Annotated in this window: 16 protein-coding genes; 9 read left to right on the top strand and 7 right to left on the bottom strand. The window is 35.7% G+C overall.

Going from position 1 to position 20655, the window contains the following annotated elements; translation table 11 throughout:
* Nucleotides 1–25: 25 nt before the first annotated feature.
* The gene (locus tag ACN5J7_RS09325; RefSeq protein WP_418603703.1) at nt 26–1390 is read left to right on the top strand and encodes a saccharopine dehydrogenase family protein; all 1365 of its coding nucleotides are present in this window, start codon (nt 26–28) and stop codon (nt 1388–1390) included.
* Between the two features lie 13 nt (nt 1391–1403).
* Here the strand turns inward: ACN5J7_RS09325 and dinB are convergent, their stop codons facing one another.
* On the bottom strand, nt 1404–2501 hold the full coding sequence (dinB, locus tag ACN5J7_RS09320) for a DNA polymerase IV (protein WP_418603702.1): 1098 nt from the start codon (nt 2499–2501) through the stop codon (nt 1404–1406).
* Between the two features lie 75 nt (nt 2502–2576).
* Between dinB and ACN5J7_RS09315 the strand changes: the two genes are divergently transcribed.
* The 3 genes from ACN5J7_RS09315 to ACN5J7_RS09305 are packed head-to-tail and all read left to right on the top strand — an operon-like array spanning nt 2577 to nt 4496.
* Nucleotides 2577–3047, top strand: a complete 471-nt coding sequence (locus tag ACN5J7_RS09315) for a CYTH domain-containing protein (RefSeq protein ID WP_418603701.1) — start codon at nt 2577–2579, stop codon at nt 3045–3047.
* Between the two features lie 19 nt (nt 3048–3066).
* Nucleotides 3067–3621, top strand: coding sequence for a YciI family protein (locus tag ACN5J7_RS09310; RefSeq protein ID WP_418603700.1), 555 nt, complete (start codon nt 3067–3069; stop codon nt 3619–3621).
* On the top strand, nt 3621–4496 hold the full coding sequence (locus ACN5J7_RS09305; protein ID WP_418603699.1) for an endonuclease/exonuclease/phosphatase family protein: 876 nt from the start codon (nt 3621–3623) through the stop codon (nt 4494–4496). Before ACN5J7_RS09310 ends, ACN5J7_RS09305 begins: the two co-directional genes overlap by 1 nt.
* A 58-nt stretch (nt 4497–4554) precedes the next feature.
* On the opposite strand, the gene pbpC is transcribed toward ACN5J7_RS09305, so the two are convergent.
* The 3 genes from pbpC to ACN5J7_RS09290 all read right to left on the bottom strand — a co-directional run bounded on the left by pbpC (nt 4555) and on the right by ACN5J7_RS09290 (nt 8032).
* Nucleotides 4555–6906, bottom strand: coding sequence for a penicillin-binding protein 1C (gene pbpC / locus ACN5J7_RS09300; protein ID WP_418603698.1), 2352 nt, complete (start codon nt 6904–6906; stop codon nt 4555–4557).
* A 70-nt stretch (nt 6907–6976) separates the two neighbouring features.
* The gene (locus ACN5J7_RS09295) at nt 6977–7291 is read right to left on the bottom strand and encodes an antibiotic biosynthesis monooxygenase family protein (protein ID WP_418603697.1); all 315 of its coding nucleotides are present in this window, start codon (nt 7289–7291) and stop codon (nt 6977–6979) included.
* A gap of 15 nt (nt 7292–7306) precedes the next feature.
* Nucleotides 7307–8032, bottom strand: a complete 726-nt coding sequence (locus tag ACN5J7_RS09290) for a YqjF family protein (protein ID WP_418603696.1) — start codon at nt 8030–8032, stop codon at nt 7307–7309.
* Nucleotides 8033–8300: 268 nt separating this feature from the next.
* Here ACN5J7_RS09290 and ACN5J7_RS09285 point away from each other — a divergent pair, with 268 nt between their 5' ends.
* Complete coding sequence (locus ACN5J7_RS09285; RefSeq protein ID WP_418603695.1) at nt 8301–10103, top strand: T9SS type B sorting domain-containing protein; 1803 nt, start codon at nt 8301–8303, stop codon at nt 10101–10103.
* 277 nt (nt 10104–10380) lie between these two features.
* Nucleotides 10381–11742: a carboxypeptidase-like regulatory domain-containing protein gene (locus ACN5J7_RS09280; protein ID WP_418603694.1), complete on the top strand. Its 1362-nt coding sequence runs from the start codon at nt 10381–10383 to the stop codon at nt 11740–11742.
* On the opposite strand, the gene ACN5J7_RS09275 is transcribed toward ACN5J7_RS09280, so the two are convergent.
* The 3 genes from ACN5J7_RS09275 to ACN5J7_RS09265 all read right to left on the bottom strand — a co-directional run bounded on the left by ACN5J7_RS09275 (nt 11731) and on the right by ACN5J7_RS09265 (nt 13696).
* Nucleotides 11731–12126 carry a hypothetical protein gene (locus tag ACN5J7_RS09275; RefSeq protein WP_311935580.1) on the bottom strand — a complete coding sequence of 132 codons (396 nt, stop codon included), beginning with the start codon at nt 12124–12126 and terminating at the stop codon, nt 11731–11733. The two genes, ACN5J7_RS09280 and ACN5J7_RS09275, sit on opposite strands and share 12 nt — an antisense overlap.
* A gap of 52 nt (nt 12127–12178) precedes the next feature.
* Nucleotides 12179–13198, bottom strand: a complete 1020-nt coding sequence (gene pheS / locus ACN5J7_RS09270) for a phenylalanine--tRNA ligase subunit alpha (RefSeq protein ID WP_311935578.1) — start codon at nt 13196–13198, stop codon at nt 12179–12181.
* Between the two features lie 141 nt (nt 13199–13339).
* A complete protein-coding gene (locus ACN5J7_RS09265; RefSeq protein ID WP_311935576.1) occupies nt 13340–13696 on the bottom strand; it encodes a hypothetical protein in 357 nt (118 codons plus the stop codon).
* A 65-nt stretch (nt 13697–13761) separates the two neighbouring features.
* On the opposite strand from ACN5J7_RS09265, the gene ACN5J7_RS09260 reads away from it, so the two are divergent.
* The 3 genes from ACN5J7_RS09260 (at nt 13762) to ACN5J7_RS09250 (ending at nt 20553) form a co-directional block, all read left to right on the top strand.
* On the top strand, nt 13762–14277 hold the full coding sequence (locus ACN5J7_RS09260; protein ID WP_311935574.1) for a CvpA family protein: 516 nt from the start codon (nt 13762–13764) through the stop codon (nt 14275–14277).
* Between the two features lie 313 nt (nt 14278–14590).
* Nucleotides 14591–17422 carry a GEVED domain-containing protein gene (locus ACN5J7_RS09255; RefSeq protein WP_418603693.1) on the top strand — a complete coding sequence of 944 codons (2832 nt, stop codon included), beginning with the start codon at nt 14591–14593 and terminating at the stop codon, nt 17420–17422.
* Between the two features lie 341 nt (nt 17423–17763).
* A complete protein-coding gene (locus ACN5J7_RS09250; protein WP_418603692.1) occupies nt 17764–20553 on the top strand; it encodes a LuxR C-terminal-related transcriptional regulator in 2790 nt (929 codons plus the stop codon).
* Nucleotides 20554–20655: the final 102 nt, after the last annotated feature.

Here is a 20655-nt window from a genome sequence, read left to right as displayed (position 1 = left end):
ACAAAATTACTCAACAAATCCCACTATGCGAAAAATTTTAGTTATTGGTTCTGGAAAATCAACATCATACCTTATAAAATATTTATTAGACAAGTCGACTTCTGAAAATTTACACATAACTATTGGCGACATCAATTTAGATAATGCCAAAAAGCTCATTGGGAATCATGAAAATGCCACAGCAATTACATTAGATATTTTTAACGAAAACTCTCGTGTTGAAGCTGTTAGAAATGCTGATATCGTGGTGTCCATGCTGCCTGCACGATTTCATATTGAAGTTGCGAAAGACTGTGTTACCTACAAAAAACATATGGTAACGGCATCTTATACAAGTCCGGAAATGCATGCTTTAGATGAAGAGGCTAAAGCAAATGGGGTTGTTTTAATGAAAGAAATTGGGGTCGATCCCGGGATAGATCACATGAGTGCGATGCAGGTTTTAGATCGCATTAGAGATAAAGGCGGCAAAATTATTTTGTTTGAATCGTTTACGGGCGGGCTTGTAGCACCGGAAAGCGACAACAATCTATGGAACTATAAATTTACTTGGAACCCAAGAAATGTGGTGGTTGCCGGACAAGGTGGCGCTGCCAAGTTTTTACAAGAAGGCACGTATAAATATATACCGTACAACCTGTTGTTTAGGCGCACCGAGTTTTTAGATGTTGATGGTTTTGGACGTTTTGAAGCTTATGCAAATCGCGATTCTTTAAAGTACCAAAGCGTTTACGGGTTGGATAATATTAAAACCTTATACCGAGGCACGATACGTCGCGTTGGCTTTAGCAGGGCGTGGAATATTTTTGTAGCCTTAGGAATGACCGATGATAGCTACACCATTGAGGATAGCGAAAACATGAGTTACCGCGATTTTGTAAATGCCTTTTTGCCATACAGCCCTTCAGATTCTGTAGAGTTAAAATTAAGGCATGCCCTTAAAATCGATCAAGACGATATTGTTTGGGATAAATTGGTTGAACTCGATATTTTTAATGCTGAAAAGAGGGTAGAACTTAAAAAAGCAACACCGGCCCAAATTCTTCAAAAAATATTAATGGATAGTTGGACGCTTGAAGCAAACGATAAAGACATGATTGTGATGTACCATAAATTTGGGTACGAGCTAAACGGTAAAAAGCATCAAATAGATGCCACTATGGTTGCGCTTGGAGACGACCAAACTTATACCGCTATGGCAAAAACCGTGGGTTTACCGGTTGCCATGGCAACTTTGGCTATTTTAAACGGTAAAATTAAAACCCCAGGTGTGCAGATACCAATCACTAAAGAAGTTTACGAGCCTATTTTAAAAGAATTAAAGGATTTTGGGATTCAATTTAACGAAAAAGAAGTGCCTTATTTGGGTTACAATCCTTTAAATAATTAGTGTTCTGTAGCAGCTAAAACTCAAATTTTAACTGCACGCTTACACTTTGGCGTTCTGGTTTTTTCTTGGTTTCGGTATTTAAATTCGATAAAGAAATACCCAATAATCTAACCGAGTTTTTTAGTTTTTCTTGATACAATAAATCTTTTGTAGTTTCTAAAATTAAACCACTATCACTAATAAAATAAGGCAAGGTTTTGCTTCGGGTCTGCAAAGTGAAATCGCTGTATTTTATCTTTAAGGTTATTGTTTTGCCAGCAACTTTACCTTTGTTTAAACGCCGCGACACTTCATCTGCAATATGATGTAACTTTTCGAGCATAAAAATTTCTGATGATAAGTTTTCGCTAAATGTACGTTCGGCAGCCAAACTTTTTCTAATCCTGTCGGGCTTTACTTTACTGTTGTGGATGCCTCGTACAATATAAAAATAGGATTTTCCGGACTTGCCAAAATTTGCTTCTAAATATTCGGCAGATTTCGATTTTAAATCTTTGCCCGTAAAAATGCCTTTTTGGTACATTTTTTCAGCGGTTACTTTCCCAATACCATAAAATTTACGGATGTCCAATTGCTCTAAAAAATCTAAAACTTCCTCAGGATTTACGGTTTTTTGTCCGTTGGGTTTATTGTAATCGCTCGCTATTTTAGCTATAAATTTATTGATGGAAATCCCCGCCGATGCCGTTATGCCAACCTCATTAAAAATACGCGATCTAATTTCTTCAGCGATTAACGACGCACTCGGGTTTCCCTTTTTGTTTTCGGTAACATCTAAATAAGCCTCATCTAGCGAAAGCGGTTCAACCAAATCGGTATAATCATAAAAAATGGCTCTTATCTTTTTAGAAATTTCAGAATAGCGTTCAAAACGAGGTCTCACAAAAATTAAATCGGGACACAGTTTAGCGGCTAAATTTCCAGCCATCGCACTTTTTACACCAAATTTTCTGGCTTCGTAACTCGCTGCACTTACCACACCACGCTTACCACCACCCCCAACAGCAAGGGGTTTGCCCTTTAAATCGGGGTTATCCATTTGTTCAACAGAGGCATAAAACGCATCCATATCCACATGAATAATTTTTCGAATTGGTAAATCGATAGACATGCTGTAAATTTAGGCATTAAATGCCTTTTAATTATATTTACTCTTGCGGTTATTAAATTTATATTAGGACAAATAATGATAGAAATAGAACGCAAATTTTTAGTAACCTCAAATGCTTTTAAAGACCAAGCCTTTAAGAGTACGCGCATTGTTCAAGGGTTTTTAAATCGAGATCCCGAGCGCACCGTTAGGGTTCGATTAAAAGGGAATAAAGGTATTTTAACCGTAAAAGGCCAATCGTCAAACAATGGTTTGTCGCGGTTTGAATGGGAAAAAGACATTGAAAAACACGAAGCCGAATCGCTTTTAAAACTTTGCGAAAAAGGCATTATTGAAAAAATTCGACATGAAATTAAAGTAGGAAATCATATTTTTGAAGTGGACGAATTTTTTGGAGACAACCAAGGTTTGGTCATCGCTGAAATAGAGTTACAACACGAAAACGAAACCTTTGAAAAACCGATTTGGTTAGGTAAAGAAGTTACTGGGCATATAAAATATTATAATTCGCAATTAAGCAAACAACCTTATATTAGCTGGAAATAGCTAATAAAAATTTAAGATTATGAAAAAAACAATAACTTTTATTCTGTTTATTTTTGTTATTATTTCTTGTAAAGATGAAGCAAAAACGCCCGTTAAAGAAGTTGACGAAAGAGCTGTTGAAATTGTAGAGCAACCCATAGATTCATTAATAGAAGTTGAGGTTTTAGATGAAATTCCTGTTAAAAAAACCACAATGCAGATTAAACAAGAATTAACCGCCAAAGGCTATAAAACTTTTGACTATGTTGACGAAAAAACACAAGACACCATTTTAATGCAGCAATATTTTATGGCTTTTTTAAAACGTGGACCAATTCGTGGTCAAAATGAAGAGGAAGCTGCAGATTTACAAAAAGAACATTTAGCGCATTTAAGTAAAATGTACGAGTTGGGCTATGCCGATATTTCTGGACCCTTTGGAGACGATGGCGATATTCGTGGTATTACCATTTACAATGTGCCCACGCTAAAGATGGCAGATAGTTTGGCCAAATCGGACCCGATGGTACAAGCTGGACGATTGGAAATTGAAATACATCCTTGGTGGGCTGCAAAGGGCTTTCCGTTACGATAATGCTAAAAATAATTCGAGTCCTATATCTGTTTTTAAACATTGTAATTATTGGTGCGTTATTGGCTATTCACTTTGTTTTTAAAGAACATAGTTACCAAAGTTCGTTGCTGTATTACACGTTTCCCCTACCGGTTATTATTCTTGCCGTTTTATTGCTTTCCATTTTTTTAAATAGAAAATTTAAGAAGTTAAACCTTATTTTAGCGGGATTATTATTGTTGGTTTGGTTGGGAAGGAGCTTTAAAATTAGTTTTCCTGAAACCATTAATGAGACCGATTTAGAGGTTGTTTTTTGGAATGCGGCTAGAGAAAATAATTTTCAAGCGGCCTTAAATAAAAATGGTGATATACCAGATGTTTTGGTTTTAGTAGAAACTGGAGAATATAGCATTGAGGAGTTTCAGCAAAAGTACCCTAATTATTATTTTTTTACATCTGATAGAGAGATGTTTATTTTCTCGAAAACCCCTTTGGAAATTAAAAGTGAAAACACTTCAAAATTTAAAACAACGGTGATAGAATTTAAAACTGCTGGAATTAATTTTTATGCCGTTGATGTTACTGGAAGCCCTGATGTTCCTAGAGAGTGGGAATTAAGACATGTAAATGAATTTGTTAAGAGAACACATAACACCATCGTTTTGGGAGATTTTAATGCGCCTTATGAATCTAAATATTTAAAGCAGATTAAGAAAAATTTTAATCAAGCATTTAATGAAAAAGGGAATGGTTTTAGAGAAACATGGTTTTGGAACATCCCGCTACTTTCTTTAGATCATATTTGGGTTTCTAAAGATTTAAAGGTTTTAAAAACAAAGAAGTTTTACTCCAAAGTATCAGATCATTGTATGCTTAAAACTTACGTTAGAAAGTGAAAATGATTGTGTTTTTCTGCAAGGTTTTCCCAACCTTGTAGGTATAATTGTGCTACTATTATTCCGAAATCTCAATCCAACGTTTGGCTTCATTTCCAAATTCATCAACCACGGTAATGATATGTTTTCCTGTTTTGGGTTTCATGGCAAACTCGTGGATGTCTTTAGTGCTTCCTAAAAAACGACTGTTCAAATACCAAAATAATATAGATTCGGGTTTAGAATGCGCCATTTTTAAAACGAGGTCGTTGGTGTTGCCATCAAAATCTTTTGGTAAAAAAATACTGTTGCTTTCTTTCGGATAAATAAACTGCATAGACATGGTATTATCACCCAAACAATCACTTCTAAATTTGGGCAACGGGTTGTAAAACGGATTTTTGGTTTTGTAGTAATAGGCCATTAAAGGCGGTAAAACAAACCAAGATTTATGGGTGATATTATCAATGGTTTCACAGGATGAATTGACTTGAAAGCTTTCGTTTTTATCCAAATGAATTAAAACATGATAGGGACAAGGTTGCGTTTTTAAACCACTTATTTGAATGAATTGCGTTGCTGTATTTTTACAATTTTGAGAAGCGCGATGGCCGCTTTGTTTACAAATTTCAACAGCTTGCATTTCGTCAAAAGGTTCAGCAAACCAATCGCTATTTGGCAACACATCAAACACATCAAATAAAATAGGAGCAGCGGTTTCTACGCCAACTAAACCGGGGCGTCCTTCGCCATCGGCATTGCCTACCCAGACCCCAACCACATAATTTTTGGTCGTACCAATGGCCCAGGCATCGCGAAAACCAAAACTGGTACCGGTTTTCCAAGCAATTTGTTTCGAGCCATCAAAAAAGACCCAACTTTCATCGCTTTCGGGTCGGTTTACTTCTTTTAAACTGTTGTAAGTTAAATAAATTGAAGCGGCATCAAATAAGGTTTTATCGGATGTTTTCTTTCCAAAATCAACAACCTCGGAAGCTATAAAAGTAGGTTCGCAAAATTCATTTGAAAAATATTCGCTCGACGTTTCAGAAAAATGATTTAAGGTTGACGACAAGGCCGCATAACTTTTACATAAATCCCACAAATTACTTTCGGCACCGCCAAGAATTAAAGACAACCCGTAATGATTGGCATTATATTTTAAATCTTTTAATTTCAATTCTTTTAAATAATGATGGAATCTATCCAAACCAAACTCCTGCAACATTCTAACCGAAGGTACATTCAAAGACCGCGATAACGCACGACTTGCTGGCACAACGCCATCATAAGATTTATTGTAATTTTCGGGGTTATAGCTTCCAAATTGGGTGGGCACATCTGCCACCAAAGTGTGGGGTAAAATATCGCCAGCGTCCAACATAGCGGTGTACAAAAAGGGCTTTAAAATACTGCCCGTGCTTCGGGGTTTATCAATAATATCAACACGATTTTGATGTGTTTTATCTGTTGGTGTATTGCCCACGTAAGCTAAAACCTGTCTGGTATTTACATCTAAAACCAAAACGGCAGCGTTGTAAATTTCATTTTGGCTTAGTTGGTTGTAATGATTTTTCACAATTCCATTTACTTGCTTTTGAAGTTGTGCATTTATAGTTGTTTGGATGTGTTTCCCATAAAAAGACTTTACCGTTTTTTGTAACAAATGCGGTGCCGTTTGTGGTAGCGGATAAGGTTTTTGTGGCAAGCCTTCTACAATTGATAAATTATAAGTAAGCGAATCTATTATGTTTTTATCCAAAAGTTTTTTTAAAAGCCGATTGCGTTTTTTTAGTAATCGCTCCTGATTTTTCCCCGGATAAATTAAACTTGGTGCGTTGGGTAAAACCGCTAAAGTGGCGCTTTCTGCCCACGACAAATGGTTGGCATTCCTATTAAAATAACGCCAAGATGCAGCATCGAGCCCCACAACATTGCCCCCAAAAGGTGCATGACTTGCATAATAAGACAAGATTTTGTTTTTAGAATCTCGAAACTCCAATCTGGTGGCCAGAATAATTTCTTTAAATTTTTCAAAATAGGTGCGCTTTGTGCCTTTTCTTGACAATCGAATGACTTGTTGTGTAATGGTACTTCCGCCACGGGTTACTTTGCCGGATTTTATGTTATCGCGCAGCGCTTTAAAGATTGAAATTGGATTAAATCCGAGATGCTTATAAAAATATTCGTCTTCAAACTGAATGATGCAGGTTTTAAATTTTTCTGGAATGGAATCATTTTCCGGAAAGCGCCATTGTCCATCTTTAGCGATTTGTGCCCCTAACAATTCATGGTTGGAGCTTGTAATTACAGTTGAAGTGGGATCTTTAAAAAGTTGGTTTGGTAAACAAAAATAATAGATAACCAAAAGTACAGCAATGATTACTGATTTAATTTTATGGCGTTTTATGTAGTTTGTTAATCGTGTCACTTAAAAATATATACTCTAAGCTATTGTGTTTAGATGTGTTTTAAGAAAAATTTATGAGGTTTTTTTTGAATCAATCTTTAAGGAATTCATACTCGCGTTCTACTTTGCAAATTTTAACGTTATACCAACTGTACCAATCTTGGCGTCCTTTTAGTTGGGCTTGTAAATGGTCACTTTGTTGTTTCCAGTTTTTTATAGCTTCTAAATTGTCCCAATAACTCACGGTAATCCCAACGGTATTTCGTGCGCTATCCATTCCTAAAAAACCGTTTTGTTGTTTGGCCAAGGTTTCCATTTTTTCTGACATTTCAGAATAGCCATCTATGTTTTTATTTTGTGTTGAAGTGAAAATTACGGCGTAATAGGGTTTAAATTCTGTTTTCATTTTTTTTCTAACTTTTTAATGTATTGGCAATTTTTTCTTATTCCAAGTCAACACTTGAACCCCTTTTGAATAATGAATTCTATCGGGTTTGTTATTAATAAGATGATTAAATCTCGGGTAGTCAATTTTTAGGTTTTCAATCATTATATTTTGCATGGACCATTCCACATGATGCACATCGTATTCGATAATATGCTTTTTATATTCTTGAAAAACAGCGTAGCGTTCGGTAAGCCATACATCGGTTTTGTCCTTTTTAACAGGACCACTTTCTAATCGGTATTTAAGGTAAAAAGCATCATTAAAGACGGCGTTTTTCGATATAAAATCACCTTCATTTCTTTTCATTTTTGAATAGCGATACGGGAATTTTGACAATGTTTTTAAAACCTTACAAGACGATCGTTTACTGCCTTCCATACTTAAAAAATAAACGCTCGGTTTATTATTGCAAACCACGTAAACACGAATGTTTATTTCATAAAAATCAGAAATATGAGGCACTTTCGGTAAACTTTTTACACCAATATTATTCATGTTAAAAGCGACCAAGCTTATCCATGTTTTACCGTTAAGGCTATCCAATTGAATGTTTTTTGGAAGCAAGGGCTTTATCAATGTTTCCTCAACTTCCCAATGTAAAAAAACAGCTTTATTCCATTCTTGGTAGAATTTCCATGGGCGCTTGGGGTATTCAAACGGTCGGTGCAGTCTCTGATTTAATATGTCAGTCGATTTCATCTAATTAAAATTTGAACCCTTTTTTTACGAATATAGTTTGCTTTATTCATTTTTTAGGATTTAATACGTCGAGGTTTGTTTCGTTTTTTATTCATTTCCGAATTTAGATATTGCCTTTTTGGAATATTAATACCTCGTGGGCTTGCACCAATGTAGTTTATTGTTATTTTTAGCATCTTAATAATTAAATATAAAAATTATCAATAGGAAAACCCAAATACTCTTTTTAGCTTTTTTTACCCTAGCGGCTTTAAAGTTACAAGCTCAATTGGGGTTTTGTAGCGGAAATTCCGGCGATCCTATTTTTACCGAAACTTTTGGCACCGGAACAACAAGTTCGCCATTACCCGCAGGAACAACATCGTATACTTTTGCAGGAGGATCGCCCAGTGATGGATTTTATACCGTATCGAGCAACACTAATTTTTTTGACTGGCATGATATTGACGACCATACGCCAAACGATACAGACGGAAGAATGCTTGTTGTTAATGCAGATTTTACCGCTGGCGAATTTTACAGAACCACGATAACCGGATTATGCGAAAACACCACTTACGAGTTCTCCTCGTGGATGATTAATTTATTGCCCAGTACCACGCAATGTGCCAATGGTGGCATTCCCATTAACGTGAAATTTGAAATTTGGGACAATACGGACACCAATCTTTTAGCAAGCGGGGATACAGGAAATATAAACGGAACATCGAGCCCCAATTGGGTGCAATACGCTTTAGTGTTTCAAACCTTCCCAGCCCAAACATCGGTTATTTTAAAGATGCTGAACAATGGTGTTGGCGGTTGCGGGAACGATTTGGCTATTGATGATATTGTGTTTAAATCCTGTGGCGATGCCGTGTTGATTGAGGACACAGCAAATAACATGAATACCTATGTGTGCGAAGACCAATTGCCATATTCCACACAATTAACGGCTGTTCCTGATTTTACTATTTTTTCCACTCATTTTTATCAATGGCAAGAAAGTACAGATGGAATAAACTGGACTGATATTGCCGGAGAAAACAACCAAAGTTACACCACATCACCTATAAATAATACCACCTTTTATAGAGTTAAAATTGCCGAAGATGCTATTAATTTAACTAACGATTCGTGTAATTCTACTTCCGAAATATTTGAAATTCAAGTTATTCCGCTTCCCAGTGCACCAATTAGTAATGGCGATTTAATGATTTGTGAAAATGACGACACGCCACTCTCGGTAACCGTTCCAACTGGTGTATTGGTTAATTGGTATGATGCTTCCGTTGGAGGAAACCTGCTTCAATCCAATAACAGAAATTTTAATCCTAATGGCTCGGGAATTTATTATGCCGAAGCCGAAACCGTTAACGGCAATTGTATTTCATCATCAAGAACCGCTGTACAAATCAACTATTATCCAATTCCGCAAGTACAAGACGAAACTGTCGAGTTTTGCGAGAACACGAGCGTCGATTTACACGCCAATGCCAGTAATGCCACAGCATATTTGTGGAGCACAGGCGATGCTACCGAAACCATAACCGTTGCTGCTCCCGGAACATATACGGTACAAGTAACCAACATTAACTGCTCGGTTACAAAAACCATAACCGTTACACAAATAAACAATCCGGTAATAGAAAATGTGACATCAGATGGCAACGATATTGTTGTCACTGCCACCTCAAACACCGGAAATCTGTTGTATTCATTAAACGGAAACATCTTCCAACCCAACAACACTTTTTTCAACGTTGAGGGCGGTTTATATACCGTTTATGTAAAAGACCGCGATTGCTCATTCATCGCTTCGCAAACCTATTTGCATTTTTATATCCCCAAGTTTTTTACGCCAAATAACGATGGCGAGAACGACGCGTTTAACTTAAAAGGCATCGAATATTACGCAAGCTCGCAAGTCTACGTTTTTGATAGATACGGAAAACTTTTAAAAAGTTCCAGAAACACTGCGTTTTCATGGAACGGCACGTTTAACAACCAACAATTGCCAACCGACGATTATTGGTATGTTGTTGTAATCGAAGGGCAAAAATTTACGGGACACGTTACTTTAAAGCGCTAAATTATTTTGGGCGTTACCCTATCGGGTCGGGCTTTCCGCTATATCTTTTTTTACGGCATAGCGAGGAGGAACGACGTGGCTATCTTTTAAATTTTAGCTCTAAATAGAATGTATTTTCCTTCTTTCAAAAAAAGGATGAGTTTATCCTGAGCTTGTCGAAGGGCATCAATCCCTAACGCAACCGGAATTAATTAAAAAGACGGCTTAATTTTTGATGTAAATTACAAACAAGAAAGTCTCACCTCAAAACAATGATAGAACCTATACATTTACACATATGAAATTATTTATACTTCTATTCTTTTCAACATTTATTTTAATCGGACAAAACGTTAAGGGCGTTGTTTTAGATGAGCAAACAAAACACCCTTTAGAACATGTTCATGTTTTTATAAATCACTCAAAAACAGGAGCTGTTTCTAATAAAAATGGCGAGTTCATTTTAAAAATAGAGGTTAATCGAAACGACACCATTAGTTTTTCTGCTATTGGTTATGCGTCAAAAAAAATACTATTTTCCGAACTAAAAAACAGTGATAACATAGTTTATCTTCAGAAAAAAATCGAGAATCTAAAAGAAGTAATTGTAGCTTCAAATAAAGAATTAAATTCCAAAATTCGTTTTAAAAAATTATCTTCTTTAAAATTAGGCATACACTCGTTCGCCTCAGTATTAATAGGCTCTAAAATTTACGTAATTGGTGGTGATGCGTCAAATATAGTAGATGCTCCCAGAAAAGTCTTAAACGATTTAAGACACAAAACTGATGCCTCAATAAATGATATAGTTAATGGCTTAATCGAGAATCCTTCTTTGGATAATTATAAAGGTGATTTAAAGGTTTATGATGTAGCCCAGGATACTTGGTTGAAATCAGATTTAAAATTTAGAAAACGCGCTTATAATGCGTTAAATTATTACAACAATACAATATATGTTTTAGGAGGTAAAAGATTATCTAGAAGCAGAAAATATGAGTATTTAGACGATAAAATTGAAGTTTTTGATTTAAAAAATAACACGATTACAATCGATGATACAAACCCTCATCAAGCAGCAAATTTTGGGTCTTTCACTTATAATAATAACATTATCGTTATGGGTGGTTCTATCAAGTTAAATAAAGATGGCAGTAAGGTTTACACTAATAAATCACATATTTACAATCTAGAAACGGGTTATTGGTACGAATTAAAAGATATGTTGAAAGCAAAAGAAACAAAAGGTGTTTTAGTTGAAAACAAAATATATCTTATTGGTGGATTTAATGATAAGCCTTTGTCTGAAATAGAATCTTATAATATTACAAGTGGAGAATGGAAAAAAGAAGGCGAATTGTTCTATGGGATGGAAAAGCCTGCTTTGGCGTATAATGATCGTATAATTTACATATTTGAAGATGGCAAAATGTTGACTTACAATATTGATACAAAAGTGTTAAATGAATATGACATAAATTTGAATTTAAAAGCTTCTGAGTTTTACTATTACAACAAAAAAATTTATTTACTTGGTGGTTATTTTGAAGACGAATTCTCTAAATCTCCAACATCTCGTTTGTATAGTATAGATTTGAATGAGTTTGCTAAAACTAAAGTTAAAAACACTAAAAAAGTTGACGAAAAATTACTTCACTAAAACACCTTTTGCTTCCATTAAAGGAATAGGCTGCAACGCTTTTAAATTAATCGTGTTTTTTCTGAATAAATAGGTTTTATCGAACATGGTATGGCCTTCAAAAAAAGAGACTTTAAAAGTATTGTTCAGCGCAAATAGTTCTTCTTGCATCAACTCGATTTTAGCATAGCTTTTTTTAGGCAGTTTATCTAGTTTTTTTCTGAAAACAGAAGTTGTTTTATCTTTTGAATAGCCGCTTGTAACAATAAGTACCATCTCTAAATCAACCTCTTTATCGTTGATGATGTAAGCGTTCCAATCTTGGGTGTTGTAAATGTCGTTGTATTCGTTTACAATGGCGATATAAACGTTTTTTACTTCGGGGATAATAATATCGTCTTTCATAACAAACTTAGAAATTCAATTGGAAAGATTCCTGCCTTCGCAGGAATGACAATTATAAAGCCGATTTAAACTGCTCTAAAAACCTAACGTCGTTTTCGCTCAATAGACGAATATCGCCAATTTGGTGCAATAACATAGCGATACGGTCGATGCCAACACCAAAGGCAAATCCGGAATACTGAGTGGAATCTATTTTACAGTTTTCCAATACATTGGGGTCTACCATTCCGCAACCACCAATTTCAAGCCAACCGGTGCCTTTTGTAATTTTATAATCGGTTTCGGTTTCCAGTCCCCAATACACATCAATCTCGGCGCTTGGTTCTGTAAACGGGAAATACGACGGGCGCAAACGTATTTTGCTTTTGCCAAACATTTCGGTTGTAAAATATTGAAGGGTTTGTTTCAGGTCGGCAAAACTTACGTCTTTATCAATATACAAACCTTCCACTTGATGGAAAAAACAGTGCGAACGTGCCGAAATAGCTTCGTTTCTGTAAACGCGCCCCGGAGAAATGGTTCGAATGGGCGGTTTGTTGTTTTCCATGTAGCGTACTTGTACCGAACTGGTGTGCGTGCGCAGTAAAATATCGGGATTGGTTTGAATAAAAAACGTATCCTGCATATCGCGTGCCGGATGGTATTCCGGCAGGTTTAGCGCCGTAAAGTTGTGCCAATCGTCCTCGATTTCGGGGCCTTCGCTAACATTGAATCCAATGCCCGAAAATATATCGATAATTTGATTTTTTACGATAGAAATAGGGTGGCGGGCACCAATTTGAATAGGTTCGCCGGGGCGCGATAAATCGCCAAAAACACCTTTTACTTCCTCTTTGCTTTCCAACTCTTCTTTTAAAGCATTTACTTTATCTTCGGCCGTTTTTTTTAGGGTGTTAATGGTTTGGCCAAATTCTTTTTTCTGGTCGTTTGCCACGTTTTTAAGTTCGCTATAAAACCCTTTTAACAGCCCTTTTGAGCCTAAATATTTTATACGGAACGCTTCCACCTCTTCCTTTGATTGGGCTTTAAAGGCTTCGGCTTCGGCTATAAGTGCTTTTATCTTATCTATCATAACGTCATTTAAAAAATGAATGCAAATTTACTATTTTTTACGTGAACTGCGTTAGGGATTGCAGAGGAAATCCTTTTTGTGAGGCACGAGCAAAAAGATTGAAACGAAAAGCCCGACCACTTGTGGTAACGCCCAAATAATTTACACGATATAATGGGTTTCCAGAAAATAGTTTACAATGGCTTCTTTCATTAAAATGCTTTGTTCGCCTGCTTTTAAGTGCGGCAGGGCTTCTAAGGTTTTGTAATGTGGCCAGCCCTCTTCATCTACAAAATCGAGTTCGTAATAGCCATAGGGCGTTAGTAACTTGCAAATGGCAATGTGCATTAAATCGAGTTTTTGGTCTTTTTTAAAGGTTCTGTCTAACTGCCCCAGCTCTTGCACGCCAATTAAATAAATAATGGCGTCGAGGTCTAGAAGGTCTCCATCGGCAAACTGGTCGGATAGTTTTTTAACCACCAAACTCCAGCGTTCTTTTAATTGTTCGTCTCTTGACATAATATTTTTAAAGTTGCAAAGTTAATAAACCTAAGTGTTACTATATTTGTTAAAATTCTTTATTTATGGGCGTTATCGATATTGTTTTGGGTGCTTTAATACTATTTGGGCTGGTTCGTGGTTTTTTGAAAGGCTTTTTTGTTGAGGTGGCATCGCTTATTGCCTTGGTTGCCGGAGTTTATGGTGCCATACATTTTAGCAATTTCGCTGCCGAATTTTTACAGACCAAAGTAGATTGGAGCGAAAAAACGATAAACATTACTGCTTTTGCCATCACTTTTGTTGTTATAGTTCTGGCTATTGCCTTGGCAGGTAAGGCACTTACCAAATTAGCCGATTTTGCTGCGCTAGGAATCATCAACAAATTTTTAGGTGGCGTTTTTGGAGCTTTGAAAATAGCGCTTATTTTGAGTGTGGTATTGAATATTTTTGATAAAATGAATAGCACCGTTACGTTTGTTGACGAAGAACAAATAAATGACACCGTACTTTATGAGCCCGTAAAGGGTTTGGTGCCAATGATTTTCCCGAGCATATTAACGCTTAAGGAAGAGGCCACGACTTCTGAAAGTGAAGCTTAAGAATTTTTAGGTTTTTAGTGTTTTTTCATTTAATATATTTTGGGTTATGTGAAGTTTGATTGCACTAATCCTTTCCATTGAATGGTTTTATATAAAACCTTCACAACATGCCTCCTATAATTTAGAAACAGCAATTCATCGAAATATTTGCGCACAATATCGATGAGTGATGAATTCCTGCTGTAAACAACTCCCTTTTTTGACTAAAATTTACACCTAAAAACGAGGTTTAATATCTAATTTTGAGAAGATTGTATATTATGTTATACATAATACATGATATAATTATAAACTCACTTTTAAAAAACACAAAATGATGAAAAACTACATTAAAACATTTGGCATAATGATCGCCTTGCTCTGTGCAAGTGTATCTTATGCGCAGTATTGCACTCCTACGGTTCCTCAAACCGCTTCAAGCTTTATTAATAATTTGCAGCTTAATAGCGGTGCTGTACTAAATCGTGCATCTACAAATATGGGCTACGAATATATTACGGATACCGAGATTAATTTAATTTCCGATACTTCATATCGATTTGATATTGGGGTTGGCGACCCTGGCTTAACCACCCATAAAAGAGTTCATGTATGGATTGATATGAACAGAGATGGTGATTTTGATGATGCTGGCGAATTAACGTTTAGTTGGAGCGGAGCCAATACCGGTGCTAATCTCGGATTTTCAAATAAAAACATAGGTCCGGTTATTTCGGAAGGAGAAACCAGGATGCGAGTGGCTATGGTTGCTGCAAATGGTACCATTGGGCCTATAGCACCATGTGATGGTTTTACAGGTGGTGAAGTTCAAGATTATAAAATCAGTATTTTTTTAACGCCGCCACCAACGTATTGTGAGCCTACAATACCGGTATCGTCAACAAGCTATATCAATAATTTTAAAATTTCTACTGCAGGTACTGGCGATGGTGCTTTTATAAATCATGCCTCTACAAATGTAGGTTATCAAAATATTACAAGTACTGATGCAGCTTTAATGACCGATACCTCTTTTGCCTTTAATGTAGGTGTAGGAAATCCAACTGCCACGACACATAAAAGACTGCACGTGTGGATTGATATGAATAGAGATGGCGATTTTGATGATGCAGGTGAATTAATTTTTAGCTGGGCGGGTGCTAATACAGGCGCAGACCTTGGTTTTTCGAGTAAAAATATAGGGTCAGTAATAGACGCAGGACTCACTAGAATGCGGGTAGCTTTGGTAGCTGCAGACGGTGCTATATCGGCCATAGGACCTTGTGATAATTTTACCGGTGGCGAAGTTAAAGACTATAGGGTAATTCTTGAGCTCCCTCCTGCCGGCCCATGTTACCCAACAACAATGACAGCATCTACAACTAGTTTTTTAGATTATTTTAAAATTACCGATGTAACTGATGGTGACCTGCTAAACCATGTTTCTGCAAATGTGGGTTACGAAGATGTCACAGATAGCAATGTAGCTTTAAATGCCGAAAAATCATATCGATTTAATTTTGGTGTTGGTAACTCAAGTGCCGGATCTAATAAACGCGTACATATTTGGATAGACAAAAATCAAGATGGTGACTTTACTGATGCAGGAGAAAGTGTGTATACCTGGACAGGTGCAAATACAACCGATGACCTTCAATTTTCAGGCGTATCAATTGGTGAATTTACCCTATTAGGAAATACTACCATGCGAATTGCTATGCGTTCTTCCAATAGCACTATTCCAGCAATGGGACCGTGCGATACATTTACAGATGGAGAAATTGAAGATTATTCTGTGATTATAGGAGAAGCCATTCCTCCATTAGAGGAGTTGACTCCTGAAGTCGATATTGATTTGTACGTAGGTGACCAAGTACCATTTTCAAGTAATGGTACGCCGCATACATATAGAATTCCTTCATTGGTAACTTCAAAAGCTGGAACATTACTGGCTATTACAGATGTTCGTTATGAAAATTCCTCTGATGTTCCTGGTGTAATAGATATGGCTGTTAGAAGAAGTACAGATAATGGTGATACTTGGGGTAGTGCTATAACCATTGAAACAGACCATGGAGGTGATGCCTGTACTGTTGTTGATAGAGATACAGGTAGAATTTTTATTTTTTATGCCTATTCTACAAATAGTACTATATGGAATTCAGATGGAGACCATACTAGCCCTAATTGTTTAAGATCTCGATACGTGTATAGTGATGATGACGGTTTAACTTGGTCTGCGCCTGTAGATTTAACGGAAGCGCTTTATCAAACAGGCGATAGGTCATACTGGGCATCGGCAGGTACAGGTATTCAGTTAAGAAATGGCACTTTGGTAATCCCAATAGGCGTGGTAAGAGGCAGTAATGCGAATTTTATATATGGCGCATTGCTTTACAGTACAGACCATGGTGCAACATGGAATAGATCGGCTACCAATAGTTTTGATAAGTTTGATGAAAATACTTTGGTGGAGCTAAATGATGGACGCATCATGGTAAATTCAAGAAACCACTATGGAACAGGTACTCGTCTTGTTACTTACACCTCCGATTTAGGAACTACCTGGGAACCATATACGTTTGATTCCACACTAATAGACCCTATTTGTCAAGGAAATATTTTACGATACACATCAACATTGGATGGGTATAATCAAAACAGAATATTATTTAGCAATTCTGCAAGTGCATCTGGAAGAAAAGATGGTGCATTGAGAATAAGTTATGATGAAGGCCAAACATGGGCATATTCAAAATTGTATCAACCGGGTTTTTCGGCCTATTCATCTCTTGCTATTACTGCTGATGGAAAAATAGGAGTGCTATATGAATCCGACGGATATACTAAAATTAAATTTAAAAGATTTAATTTGGAAGATTTAACTGATAGTGCTGATTCTTTTGTTGCTTTGGATGTTGAGGAAATATCAGCTTCTAACAATGGAACAAAGCTGTTCCCTAATCCTGTAAAATCGATATTAAACATATCTGCTTCACTAAAATCGGAAGTTAAAATTTACAACGTTGTTGGCAAGCTAGTTTTTGATGCTGAGGTAAGTGTTGAGCGAAAAGAAATAGATGTATCTCATTTTAATAATGGGCTTTACTTTGTAAAAGTTAAAAATGACTTAGGGACTAGTAACTTTAAAATCATTAAAAAATAGAGCTAATTTCTTTGTTAATAACCCTTAACAGAGACATAATTTAAACTGAAAATAGCAATTTTAAAACGCCCTCAAAACAACAGTTTTGAGGGCGTTTTTGTTATGGGAATATAGCCCAATTTATTAACTCTTAAAGGTTTTACAGATTCATCTTTATTTCTCGAATAGTATCACTTAAAAACAGGTAGTGGCATCATATTGTAAACCCCGTAGATTGACTGCAATTACCATTAATATCTTTGCAAATTACCAGTGCTTTTTTTATTAAAATAAATTGTTTTAAAATTGATTAGATTTGTTTGAATCAAATTTTTCTTCATTTAAGTTATTAATTAGTGGTTTTGGTAAAATTTAAAAGCGCATTCTTTTTAATCTTAATAGTATTATTTTTTAATAATTCTTACGCACAATATGCGCCGTTTTTTCAAAATTATACCCTAACGGAGTTTAATGCAGGAAACCAAAACTGGGGCATATCATTTGCCGATAACGGAAAGCTTTATGTTGCCAACGACAAAGGCTTGCTTGAGTTTGATGGCCTAAAATGGAATTTCTATCAGCTTCCAAACAAAACCATTATCCGGTCTGTAATGGCATACAACGGTGTTATTTATACGGGATCTTACGAGGAGTTTGGATATTGGACAAAAAATAAAAAAGGTGTATTGGTTTACACGTCGTTGAGCAATTTTCAAGAACAGGAAAAATCTTTAGATGAAGAGTTTTGGCAAATATTACACCACAACGGTGCCATTTTGTTTAGGTCATTTGCAAATCTATACATTTATAAAGACGGAAAAATATCAAAAGTAAGGCCAGATTCCACCATAATTTCATGTAGCGTTGTAAATAACAAGGTATATGTTTCAACTTTAAAAGGTGGCATATATATGTTACAAGATGATGCTCTGGCGCCGTTTGTTAATTCAGATATATTATACGACACAAAGGTTGTTTCCATTTCAGCGTTTAAAAATAAATTGCTTATTACCACGGCATTAAAAGGATGCTATTTGTACAGTAACAATACATTGGAGGCATGGGAACCCCAAATAAATGCCATAATTAAAGAGCAACAACTCAATAGTTTTTTAGAATTGGATAATGGCAATATGGTTTTCGGAACCATTAAAAACGGTGTTTACATAACAAATAGTTTAGGCAATGTATTGTTTCATATTAGTAAAGAAAATGGGTTGTTAAACAATACGGTTTTAAATCTTGGACTGGGAAAAAACAATAAATTATGGGTAGGTTTGGATAACGGTATTGCACTTGTTGATTTAAATTATAACCATGTGCTGTATAATGACAATTCTGGCGAATTAGGCGCAGTTTACGATGTTATAAATTATAAAAACGTTCTGTATATAGGCAGCAATACAGGGTTGTTTTATTTAGATGAAGGTGATGATAAACTAAAATTTGTTGAGAACTCACAAGGGCAAGTATGGAATTTAAAGGAAATAAATGGTGAACTGTTTTGTGGGCATAACGACGGTACTTTTCTTGTGCAGGATAAAAAGCTGAAAAAAATATCAAACTCAACAGGCGGATGGGTCATTAAAAAAGTTCCAGAAGCCATTAATACATATATACAGGGCACCTATGCGGGTTTGGTGAGATATAAATATGATAATGCTGATTGGCAAGCAGTGCATTTAGGCGGAACCACCATACCAATTAAATATTTGGTTTTCGAGGATGCTTATACAGCTTGGGCAGCTCATGCGTACAAGGGTTTGTATAGAATAAAATTTGATGAAACTTATGAAAAAGTAGAGGTTGAAGATTATAAAAGCAAAGGACTTTGGTCCGATTATAATGTACGAGTTTACAATATAAAAAACGATATATGTTTTAAAACCAATCAAGGATGGCAAAAATACGAAGCCTTAGTAGATAGCATTGTGCCCAACACTTTATTAAACGATACTTTTGGGCAAGACACCGATATTATTTCAGAGCCTTATTTAGACTTGTTGGTAACAAAAAATAAAACGGACAGAATTAGTTTTGTTTCCATGGAAAATGGCAATACTAATTTGGAGTTGCCCAATAAAATATTTAAGGACCGACTGGTAGTTGGTGGAGAAAGCATTTCGCAAATAAACGATTCCATTTACGCTTTAAACCTTTATGATGGATTCATGCTTATCAATAAAGCCCAAAATGTGCGCCAAACCACATTGCCACAAAAACCGATTTTAGAACGGATTGAAGTAGATAAACAGTTAGTTGATATAAATACGGCCGATACTTACGAGCTCCCGTTCAATCAAAAAATTAGTATATCGGTATCGTCACCAAATTCAAGCAATCATTTTTTCGAGTATGCAATTTCCAATTCAGACTCCTTAAGTTGGTATCAAATGGATAGCGAAAGGCTAGAATTGTCTAATTTAAGTAATGGTGATTATAGTGTGCATTTTCGGGCAACTAACCTTTCTGGCGATGTTTCTTTGATTAGAACACTAAAATTAAAAGTGCTGCCGCCGTGGTACAAAAACAGCTTGTTTTTTCTTTTTACGGCACTATTGATTAGCATATTGGTTTACGGGCTTCATAAACGCAAAATCAACAAAGAGCAAAATGCGCTTCATGAAAAACTAAAAATTGAACAAGAAACCTTGCTAAAAGAAAAGGCTATTGAAAACGACAAAAAAATAGTTCAGTTAAAAAATGAATCGTTAAAAAATGAAGTAAAACTTAAAAGCAAACAACTGGCAAATACGGCAATGTCCTTAGTTAAAAAGAATGAGTCTTTGCTTGAAATTAAAAATGAAATTGCTAAAAATAAAACAGGTTTTGAAAACAGTTTGGCCTACAAAAGACTATTGAGAAAAATTGATAATTCCATTGGACATGAAGATGAATGGCAACTTTTCGAATACAACTTTAATCAAGTACACGAAGAATTTTTTAATGAATTAAAAAGCAAATACCCCCAGCTTACTCATAAAGATTTAAAGATATGTGCCTACATTAAAATGAATTTGCTAACCAAAGAAATTGCGCCATTGATGAATGTGTCAATAAGAGGGTTGGAAACTCATAGATATCGATTAAAACGCAAGTTAAATTTAGAAAACGATAAATCTTTAGCAGATTATTTGCGAAATTTCCAATAAGGCACGGTTTAATACCTCTCTATTCGCTACGTCAATACTACGTCATTTAGCATTTAAACCCTTTATAATTAGTTAAAGTCATTCATCATATCATACGTCAAT

The sequence above is a fragment of the Hwangdonia sp. genome, assembly GCF_048381975.1.
Taxonomy (GTDB): domain Bacteria; phylum Bacteroidota; class Bacteroidia; order Flavobacteriales; family Flavobacteriaceae; genus Hwangdonia; species Hwangdonia seohaensis.
This window is presented reverse-complemented; position numbering and strand designations above follow the sequence as displayed.